Below are 10,388 nucleotides of genomic sequence, written 5' to 3' on the forward strand. Positions count from 1 at the left end.
ATCATTCCCGTGACATCGCCCCAGCCCATCTCCTCAGAAACGGAACCGACAGTGCCGGCCGAATCCATCTCCGCGGACTCGGTCCCCGATTTCCGGTCGACCAACCGCCCCGTCAGTCGCGTCGCGGTGCTGGGAGCAACGGGAAGCATCGGCGTGGCGGCATTGGACGTGATCGAAAACCTGAATCGATGTGACCCAGATTTCGCCTGGGAAGTGTCGAGCATGTCCGGACACTCCCAGATCGATCCGCTGATTGAGTTGGCAGGAGGCTGCCACACGCCACCGAAATGCGTGGTCGTTTCGGACGCTGAAATGGAAGCTCAAGCCGCCAAAGCTCTGAAAACAGCGTCCACCCAAACCAATTCACGTCTGACGGAGCGTTGTCGGTTGGACGTTGGACCAGACGCGTTGGTTCGAGCCGCCACGGAAAAAGACGTTGATGTGGTGGTTGCCGCCATCGTCGGACGAGCCGGCTTGGAATCCACTTTGGCGGCCGTTCACGCGGGAAAACGCGTCGCTTTGGCGAACAAGGAAACCCTCGTCGTCGCTGGTCCAGTCGTCACGCGAGCGGCAGCGGACAACGGGGCAGAATTGCTGCCGGTGGACAGCGAACATTCGGCAATTTTCCAGTGTTTGGCGGAGTCACGGGCTCGCCAAAGCCAATTTGCCACTGCGAAACAACCAAACACAGCGGCCGATCCCTCCGCCAAGACACATTGGCCGGGCGTCCGGCGGCTCATCCTGACCGCCAGCGGAGGCCCTTTTCGCGACTGGACGACCGCCCAAATGCGGGAAGCGACGATCGAACAGGCTCTCGCTCATCCGACTTGGAAAATGGGGGCAAAAATCACGATCGATTCCGCCTCGATGATGAACAAGGCCCTTGAGGTGATCGAGGCCAAGTGGCTTTTCGATGTGCCCGCGGACAAAATCGAAGTTGTCGTTCACCCTCAATCGCTGATTCATTCGCTCGTCGAATTCGAAGACGGCAGTTTGATCGCGCAGGTCAGCCCGCCGGATATGCGGATGCCGATTCAATATGCTTTGACATTTCCTCGCCGATTGCCTTGTCCCGCGCCAGAACTAGATCGGACTCAGGGCTGGGACATGTCGCTTTGCCCCGCCGATCCCGACCGTTTTCCGGCTTTGGCGCTCGGTTTTGAAGTCGCCCGCGTTGGTGGAACGGCTGGAGCGGTGGTCAACGCGGCCAACGAAACCGCAGTCGACCTGTTCCTGAACGGGCAAATTCGCTTTACTGACATCCCTGAAATTTGCCGCCGAACCCTGCTGGACCACGACCACGAATCTTCGCCCACACTGGAACGGCTGTTAAAATTGGACGTTTGGGCACGTGGTCGAGCCCGGGAATTGGCCCAAATTTGATGTCGTCATCTTGGGAAAGACGGGTTCAGTGAACCTGTTTGCCCAACCAACCATACCTTCAACGTGGATTTGCCGGGCTGGCATCCCTCGTTCAACTCTCTTTCACCCCCGTCGAATTCATGTCGTTGCCTGTTGATTGGTCCCTCTTGCCCTCCTTGTTGGCGGCCACCGAAGACACCGGCGGCGTCATCGCTTGGTTGCAAACCACTTGGCTGTGGACCCAAGTCGCCCTCGGAATCGGCTTGGTCATCTTTGTCCACGAGCTCGGACACTTTCTCGCGGCCAAGACGTTTGGCGTGAAATGCGAGAAGTTCTACGTCGGATTCGACGTGCCAATTTCAATCGGCCCGATCAAGTTCCCTCGAACGCTCGGCAAGTTCACCTACGGCGAAACCGAATACGGAATCGGCATTCTGCCCCTGGGCGGGTACGTGAAGATGTTGGGTCAGGACGATGACCCACGAAAAGCGGAAGAAGAAGCCAAACGCATTCGGCAAAGCGGAGAAGCCTCGGACGCGGAAGAGAAACTCGATCCACGAAGTTATCCGGCCAAACCAGTTTGGCAACGAATGATCATCATCAGCGCCGGTGTGGTTATGAACGTGATCACCGGAGTGTTGTTTGCCGCCTTCGCGTTCTTCAACGGTGTTGGCTACACGCCCGCAGTGGTTGGCGGCGTGACTCCCGGCGGACCTGCTTGGCAAGCCGGCGTGCAACCGGGTGGAAAAGTCGTTGCTGTCGGTACTCTCGAAGATGACTCGCAATTGCCTTTCAGTGAAATGCAATTGAAGATCATGGAAGCCGGCATCGAATCGTCCGAGGCCGCCGTTCCAGTTCGCTTGCAATACGGCGACGACACTCGCGAATATCAGTTGGTGACGCAGGCGAGTCTAATCGAACCCGATCGACGCATGATCGGCATCCAGAGCCCGACCGGCGACACACTGTTCTCAGAACTGCCCGCGATGCCAAACTCAGTCGCCGCCGATGTGGTGACCGACGAGGACGCCGGGGCCAAAGTGGTTGGCTTTGACGATCAAACGCTGGATTCATCAGCGATCATGCCCATCACGCCATTGTTGTCTCGCATTCACACCGCACCATCACAACCGATCAAACTTCGATTGGTACGCACCGACGAATCCGAACATTCGATGACCCTGCCGCCGCAGAAAGCGAAGGACTTCGGCATCCAATTCAAAATTGGACCGATCAAAGCGTTGATGCAAAACGGTCCCGCCGAAAAGGCCGGCATGAAGGTCGGCGACCAAATCATTTCCGTGGGTGAAGACACAAACATCGACGCCTATCAAATGGTGCTGGCGGATGTTCAATACGACGAACCGATGAACATCACCGTGCAGCGTGGTGAAGGCGACTCCCGAGAGGAGATCGAATTATCACTGACGCCTCAGCGTATCGAACAAACGATGACGCCCGTGTCAGCTTTTGGCGAGATGATGTCGGTTGATTCACTCGGATTTGCCTACGAGCCAACCGCCGTGGCTTCGGAAGTGATTTCTGGCACCGAAGCATCCGCAGCGGACGGAAACGAGACCATCCAGGTCGGAGACGAACTCCGCGAAATCCGCGTCCAGTTTGCGAGTGCCAAGGATCGCGAATCGATCGAAGATGAGTTGTCCGAGACCGCGATGGAAGCTTTGACCGAAGGTTGGGAAATTGGCCCGACGCGGCCGCTTGGCAACTTGATGGAAACGATTCAATTGTTGCCCAACGGAACCAAAATCGTCGCCACTGCGATTCGACCGCCCAATGGCACCGTCGTTGAGCAAACCTTGACGGTTCGTCAATCCGATCGATTCTGGTATGAACGGGGATTGAACTTCACCCCCGTCGAATCCATTCGCAAAGCGGATTCGTTGGGGATGGCACTTGCCCTGGGCGTGAGCGAAGCCAAACGCCGAATGGCCGATGTCGGTCGCTTCCTCAGCATGCTGGTTCGAGGAAAAGTGAAGGCCAAGTTTGTTGGTGGTCCGATCCGGATCGCACAAATGGCCAGCCACCAAGCCGAAAAGGGTTTGTCCGCGCAGCTGATGTTCTTGACGATGCTGAGCATGAACTTGGCGATCCTTAACTTCCTGCCAATCCCGGCGCTCGACGGGGGCCACATGGTCTTCCTGACCGCCGAGTTGATCCGCGGGAAAAAGGTCGACGAAGCGATGGAAATGCGACTGACGTTTGTCGGCGTGTTGGCGTTGCTCGCTCTGATGATCTTCGTCTTCACCAACGACATCCTGAACCTTTTGTAGCTCCGAAGCATCTCCGCTGAGATCTTCTTGATTTGATCTCCATCGATGGTGCGAAAGGGATGCGGTGAATGACGACTTGGGCGAACCACGCGACTACCTGAAACTGCACTTCCTGGTATTCGTGTGGGGCTTCACGGGAGCCCTGGGCGAATTGATACAACTGCCAGTGGTGGAGATCGTGCTGTTCCGCAGTGCGATCGCATCCGTGGTTTTGGCCTGGATCGTTCGCAAGTCATGGCGTGTTCCCGCGAGGCGAGCGTTGGCCATGTTGGCAACCGGCGGCCTGATTGGACTGCACTGGGTGCTGTTCTTCTTGGCGGTCAAAGTCGCCAATGTCTCGGTGTGCATGGTTGGGATCGCGACGGTTTCGTTGTGGACCGCGTTGCTGGAGCCATTGATGATCCGTGGTCGAAAACTTCGTCGCATGGATTTGGTCTTCGGTGTTTGCGTGATCGCCGCTGTTGCGGTCATCTTTCAAAGCGAACTGCAGTACGCGGGCGGTTTCCTGATCGCAATCGTCGCGGCATTCACCGCCGCCGTGTTTTCGATTTTGAACGGCCGGTTTGCCGTCACGACTCCCCATCGCGTCATTTCACTGTATGAGATGATCGGCGCATGTGGCTTCTGTGCCGCTTGCTTGCCGTTGTCGGCGTTCTATCTGAGTGAAGGCCAAGGCCTCGATCTGGTGCCTTCGCCAAGCGATTTCGGATGGCTGCTGGTCTTGGCCGTGGTTTGCACGGTCTACGCCTACAGTGAGTACGTTTCGCTTCTCAAACGCCTCTCCGTTTTCACCATCAACTTTGCGAACAACCTCGAACCCGTCTACGGGATGATTCTCGGAGCGATCCTGTTCGGCGATTATCGGACGTTGGGCGTTGGCTTCTACTTGGGTGCGACTGCGATTGCATTTTTGGTGCTCGCACACACCGGTTGGTCGCGTCGAAAACGATTGCCAATTGGATGAGTGCAGCACCGTCGGGCTTGGGTTAAAATAACAGTCTCTTCTGATCCTCTGTTGACTCCCACCCAAGTTTTGCATCCCCATGTACGCAAACGCATCTCAGGTACTCGCTAATCCGTTGACTCGCAGGTTTCTGATCGGATGCTCCGCCTTTCTGATTTCGGCGTTGCTTGCCGTTCCCGCTTCAGCGCAACGAAACAAACGCGGCCAAGATCCGGCCCTCAAACCGCGTCCGGTCAAACTCAAAACCAAAGACAACATTGAGCTGACCGCGTTCTACTTCCCGTCCGCGGAAGGCAAAAAAGCGATTCCGGTGCTGTTGATTCACGAGTGGAAAGGACAGTTTTCGCCCTATCAAAAACTCTGCATGGCGATGCGATCGGCCGGTTTGGCGGTATTGTTGGTCGAATACCGCGGCCACGGGAACAGCCGACAGTACACAAAGCCGAACGGCGACAAAGAAGATTTCAACATCTCCAGAATGGGGAAACGCGACATCCAGGCGATCATTCAATATGACCTGGAAGAGGCGAAACAGTTCCTCAAAGAAGAGAACAACGAAGGTCGCCTCAACCTCAACGCATTGGCCGTTGTTGGTATCCAAGAAGGTGCGATCATGGCCTCGCACTGGGCGGTTCGCGACTGGGGCTTTCCCAGCGTTGGACGTTTGAAACAAGGGCAAGACGTCAAAGCACTGGTCTACGTTTCACCAGTGAAGAACTTCAACGGGCTGACGATTGACTCCACTTTGCGAGACAGAAACATTGGCGTGCTGCCAACGATGATTGTCGCGGGCAGAGAAAGCCCGGAAGCTGACGAAGCAGAACGTTTGGGCGGACGCATCACCGCACTTCGTAAGCGATTGAAGATCGATGGATTGGAAGTCAAACTCGAAAGCACCAGCTTGAGCGGTCCTGCCTTGATCAACGAAGTCCCTTCCACGGCATCGGACATCGTCAAGTTCATCAAGGCCAACGTGCCGGTCAGCGAAAGCGAAAACGAGTGGATCGAGCGTTGATCTCTCCTTGATCAGTCTCTTCGGTTTCCAAAGATCAAGCCCAGCGTATCGTCTCGTTCGATCCGCTGGGCTTTTTCGTTTTTCGATGCTGCCTTCGCGGTCGACGAAAGATCAATTGGAAGGCAGACTCGGAAACGCCGGGTCACCCGCCGCGATGGTTGGCACGCTCCACAGAGTTCCTCCCGCTGTCACGAAAAGCGTTTTTAGGTCATCACCACCGAAGGCGCAATTGGTTGTCTCGTCGCGAGGTATCCGCAAGTAGTCGAGCAGTTCGCCCTCCTGAGAAAAGACATAAATGCCCGCAGTGGGCTGTTCCGCGGTTTCCTGCGGCAGATGAGGTTCGTTCAATCCTGCGGCAACATAAAGACGGCCTAGTTCGTCCAATTTCATTCCATCAGGACCACGCGTCGTCCCCCAATCGTGGATCATCGTTTGACTCTCAACGTCAACATTTCCATCGGATTGCAAATCGAATCGCCACAGTTTTCTCGCGCCGCCCAAACCGTTGTTGTTGTCGGCGACAAAGAGGTATCGATCGTCCGAGGTGACAACCAAACCATTGGGGCGGTCCACTTCGTGAGCGATGATTCGCGAAACGGTTCCGTCGAGTTCAATGCGATAGACACCTTCAACATGTTTGCCCGCTCCGTCGACCAACTCCATCCCCGAGCGGTCGCCATACTGCGGGTCGGTGAAGTAGATCCGGCCACGTGAATCAATTGATAGGTCATTGGGCTGATTGAATTTCATCCCTTCGAAACCATCGGCCAGCACGGTTTTGCTGCCGTCCAATTCCAGCCGAACGATCCGACGCTTCACGGCTTCACAAACGACCAACCGCCCCTCTCGATCGAACATCAATCCGTTCGAACCGGAGTCTGCTTGATAGACCGACGTTTCGCCGTCCCGGTCTCGCAGGTTGATGTTGCCCTCGCCGCTGGTGAACAAACCCTTTTCAGGATGCCAGGCTGGTCCTTCGCCCGCGCCGTGCTCCTGAAGCAACTTCGGCGGGCCCGCAAAAATCGATGCGGGCTGACGAGATACGGAGGCGTTTTCCTGACCGACCGCGATACTCGCCGATCCACATATGACGCTCACCGCCAAGGCCAACTTTGCCGACCGATGCCAACTTCCAAGACGTATTTTCAACTTCGTTTCCCTTATCAATTCGAATCCCACAATTCCTCCCAAAGTTGAAGGATAGCCCAATTCCAACGCAACGACTCAAGGCTTTACAAAGCCAAAGGTCCCTCGGCCAGACTCCACCCTCGCTTCAACGTCCTCTCTCAAACGATCCGAGTCTGCTTCCCAGTACAACTCACGGAGCTGATCACTCATCTGCGTCAAAGGACTGATGATTCGAAAACCGGTTGCACGGGATTCGTCTGATGTTGCCCACCAAGGACTCGGTGGATAATCCGGATCCTCGTCCCACCAATCTTCTGTGCTGCGAAGAATGGAACCGCATTGGCAATCCTTGGCATCCAAGTTGAAATTCCCACCAATGGCAACGTGCCCACGAAACAGCCCCGTTGTCGCGGTATCCTCGATCACCCATTCCGAAACATTGCCTTGCATATCGTGCAGCCCCAAGGAACTCGCGAGTTTCGTACCTGCACGAATTGTTTCGACCGTTTCGGTGTTCTCAAAGTGAACAGCAACATCATCGACAAGCAGTTCCGGTTTCTGACCTGAAACGCATGCATGCTGCCACTCACTTCGGAGCGGCAACCGATAGTCCAGCTCGCAAACCAGACTCAACCACTTCGTGTACTGCCGCGCAGCGAATTGGCTGGTGGTTGGCACCGGCGAATCAGAGGCACCTGCGAATTCAAAATGGAACGAGTAGTCGTAGACATCCGTGGGGCTGGAAACGCCATCCACCTCGTCAAACCCGGGCCGCTCGTAGCCCTTTCGAAAGGCGGCTTTTCTGTGAGCGTAGTACAGCTGCCGATAGGGCATGTATTGCTCCATCGTGATCTCCAATTTACCCATCCAGAACGGCTCAATCGCCACCGTCTGCACCTTCGGATCTGGATCGACTTTTGGCGAGACATACGTCGCATCCGTTTGCTCCACCCTCGATGCATCGATCGATGATGCCGGCGGAGGAGGCGGTGGCTTCAAATCGATGGTGCCACCGGCGACCGGTACCATCTCGATTTCAACATTTGTCCCCGGAATTCGCTGTGTGTAGGCAACCATGAATCCCTGGTCAGTCTTCACGGAGCGTTCACCCGTCGGAGGTTTGGATTGCACTCTCGATTCTGGCCCTCGAGCTTCCGCTCCCGAATGGCAAAACGCGAGAAGCGGTGCAAGCAAGACGAATCGGTTCCAAATCAACATGGCTGCGTGCAAAAAAAGCGGTCGGAAAACATTCATTCTACTGTCCTTTGAAGCATCACCCATGAACGGACGGTGCTTGCAAGGTACCCATCCTCCCCACCAAGCAAAATCGGCGAACCGATCTAGACTCCGGCGACCGGAAAACACGAAAGAAGAGCTTGCCCCATTTCATCGATTGGAAAGGATTTTCCATGGACGAGCCCACGCCTTCGACCTTCGCCTCCGTGCGTGACGGATTTGCCGCCATCCGTGAACTGATTCTTGTTCTTGCGATGCTGGCCTTGTTCCTAACGCCCACCACCGTTCGCGAAATTTTGCAGGACGCGGGCATTCGGTCGTTTGCCGGGGTCGAGTTCGATGAGAAGACGTTGACCGAAGTCGAAAACGCGGAATCACGCGTGATCGAACTCGAAAACCAATTGGCACTCGCGCAATCGCAGTTGGAATCGATCGCCCAAATTTCGCCGAATCGAGTCGATCCGCGATTGGGCTCGGTTTCACGATTGCTGGCCAACGCGCAACAAAGTGCGTCCAAGATGAGCGATAGCTTGGAAGAAGCCAAAGGCAAACAAATCGAACTTTGGCAGCGTTCGGGACGGCCGCCTCGCACTCACGGTCGCGAAGAGACACCTGCTCGGGATCAACCCGAAATCGAACAAGCCTTGGTTGCTCCCGAAGTACTGTTCAATCGCTGAGTCGGCGGGCACCCAAGATCTCCTGACCGAAGGTCGCGCAGCCTACGCGTCGTCGCTTCGAAGCTGCTCGAACAACTTCGCTCTCGCCAGTCGCCAATCCCGCTCCACCGTCGCGACGCTGATTTCAAGAACCTTGGCGACTTCTTCGTTCGTCAGTCCCGAAAAGAACCTCAGTTCAACGACTTCACGTTGGCGAGGTGACGTCGCTTCCAACCCTTCCAACGCCGATTCCAAATCTTCGTATTGGCAACGGTTGTTGGCTTCGAAATTGTCCAACACCACATCCAAGGAAGCTCGCTGGTAGTCACCGCCACGTTTATTGGTCCGTCGACGCCGTGCATGATCGATCAAGATCTGCCGCATTGCCCGGTTGGCCATCCCAAACATGTACCGACGATCGGAAACATTCTTCAGTGCTTCGGTGTCCAACAACCGCACGCAGGCCTCGTTGACCAGAGCTGTTGCTTGCAACGTGTGATCGGGACGCTCGCCACGCATCAACGCCCCCGCCATGTCTCGCAGTTCAGACTGCAACGTAACAAACAACTTTTCGCGAGCCTCTTCGTCGCCGTTCTTCACCTGCTGGAGCAGCATCGAGACTTCGGTTTCAGGTTGGCTCACGAGACAAAAACTCCAACGACGAGGCGGGTACGTAGGCGGCGGTGCCGATCTGACAATGAAATCAAACGCCGCGGAAAGCATACCCGCTTTTCGATCCGCCGAGGTCACCGATCGATCGCTTCCAAGACACGACGTCGAACCGCCGGAGCAAGGTTGCTGTTGCGAACTTCGTCTTCGATCTGGTCACGCGTCCCTTGGTAGCGAAGCGGTGCTGGATGCAGATTCGGCAGATCCAAATTCACCGTCACTTGGTCACCATTCTGGCTGACCGAAACGCTTTCGTTGCTACCAGCAAAGGCGGACGTGGAAACTGCGACACCTGTCTGGCCAGGCAACGACCACTGACTCATCCGTGGGAACGGTTGCCCGAATTGGGATGCTTTGGCCTGAGCCCGACGAGCACTGTGAACAGGAATCATCTGGCCACGTCGCATCACGAGCACGTTCGTCCGGGCGAGCTTGGGTGCACCATCGCGTTCCAGCACGGGCATCCCGTCGACCGACATCAACACGTCACCGCGTTTGAGTCGGAAGGGAGCGTCTTTGGATTCGACCACTTGTTCGACGACCAAACCGTGGCCAGGTGTCAGCATGGGACAATGCATTCGCAACAAATCTGGAACGGGAGCGAACTTCACTTTCCAATCTGGATGAAGGGAATCGGCGGCGTCGATCTTCTCGGGCGGAGCACCTATCGCTGGCTGATCGGCACGCGAGGCTTGCAACGCGAAAAAGGACAACCCGAGACAAAGACCGGAAGCAAGGAGGAGACGTTTCATGAGAGCACCTTGAAAGTTGGTGATGGAGATGCGGTTGTGACCTCGCCCGAGGTCACTGAGAAAAGAGCGTCGGATCCTCCGACGTTCGTTGATTTCGAGAGTGTCAAAAAAGGGAAAGTCGTTGGTTGCTGTCCGCGAGTTCAGCAGGCAAACATGCGTCTTGAGTATATGAGCCGAAGGGCGTTAGCCCCGGTTGCGGGTGGTAACCGGGGCTAACGCCCTTCGGCTCACTGGGTGAACCCCGGTCATTCCCGCTTTCCAAACTTCACCCTCCCTCCGGGGAGGTCGTGCAGTTTTCAACTGCTGTGTTGTCAA

Annotated in this window: 9 protein-coding genes; 5 read left to right on the forward strand and 4 right to left on the reverse strand. The window is 55.9% G+C overall.

All coding sequences use genetic code 11. The features are described from left to right. The first annotated feature begins 51 nt into the window (after nt 1-51). The 4 genes from dxr (at nt 52) to RE6C_RS03415 (ending at nt 5,632) form a co-directional block, all read left to right on the forward strand. Entirely contained in the window at nt 52-1,383 is a 1,332-nt protein-coding gene (dxr, locus tag RE6C_RS03400) for a 1-deoxy-D-xylulose-5-phosphate reductoisomerase (protein WP_008653882.1), read from the forward strand. A 38-nt stretch (nt 1,384-1,421) separates the two neighbouring features. After that, entirely contained in the window at nt 1,422-3,653 is a 2,232-nt protein-coding gene (locus RE6C_RS03405) for a site-2 protease family protein (RefSeq protein WP_008653883.1), read from the forward strand. Between the two features lie 64 nt (nt 3,654-3,717). Next, the gene (locus RE6C_RS03410) at nt 3,718-4,617 is read left to right on the forward strand and encodes a DMT family transporter (RefSeq protein ID WP_008653885.1); all 900 of its coding nucleotides are present in this window, start codon (nt 3,718-3,720) and stop codon (nt 4,615-4,617) included. Nucleotides 4,618-4,696: 79 nt separating this feature from the next. Then, nucleotides 4,697-5,632, forward strand: coding sequence for an alpha/beta hydrolase (locus RE6C_RS03415; protein ID WP_008653886.1), 936 nt, complete (start codon nt 4,697-4,699; stop codon nt 5,630-5,632). A 111-nt stretch (nt 5,633-5,743) separates the two neighbouring features. On the opposite strand, the gene RE6C_RS03420 is transcribed toward RE6C_RS03415, so the two are convergent. Beyond that, on the reverse strand, nt 5,744-6,781 hold the full coding sequence (locus tag RE6C_RS03420) for an SMP-30/gluconolactonase/LRE family protein (protein WP_144054645.1): 1,038 nt from the start codon (nt 6,779-6,781) through the stop codon (nt 5,744-5,746). A gap of 75 nt (nt 6,782-6,856) precedes the next feature. Next, on the reverse strand, nt 6,857-7,858 hold the full coding sequence (locus tag RE6C_RS03425) for a formylglycine-generating enzyme family protein (protein WP_236617916.1): 1,002 nt from the start codon (nt 7,856-7,858) through the stop codon (nt 6,857-6,859). A gap of 311 nt (nt 7,859-8,169) precedes the next feature. Between RE6C_RS03425 and RE6C_RS03430 the strand changes: the two genes are divergently transcribed. Continuing rightward, nucleotides 8,170-8,673: a hypothetical protein gene (locus RE6C_RS03430; protein ID WP_008653892.1), complete on the forward strand. Its 504-nt coding sequence runs from the start codon at nt 8,170-8,172 to the stop codon at nt 8,671-8,673. Between the two features lie 42 nt (nt 8,674-8,715). Here RE6C_RS03430 and RE6C_RS03435 read toward each other — a convergent pair whose 3' ends face one another. Together RE6C_RS03435 and RE6C_RS03440 are read right to left on the reverse strand one after the other, a co-directional pair. Further along, complete coding sequence (locus RE6C_RS03435; RefSeq protein ID WP_037249452.1) at nt 8,716-9,294, reverse strand: ECF-type sigma factor; 579 nt, start codon at nt 9,292-9,294, stop codon at nt 8,716-8,718. A gap of 104 nt (nt 9,295-9,398) precedes the next feature. Further along, entirely contained in the window at nt 9,399-10,073 is a 675-nt protein-coding gene (locus RE6C_RS03440; protein WP_008653897.1) for a hypothetical protein, read from the reverse strand. Nucleotides 10,074-10,388: the final 315 nt, after the last annotated feature.

It is taken from the genome of Rhodopirellula europaea 6C (assembly GCF_000338295.1).
Lineage (GTDB): Bacteria > Planctomycetota > Planctomycetia > Pirellulales > Pirellulaceae > Rhodopirellula > Rhodopirellula europaea.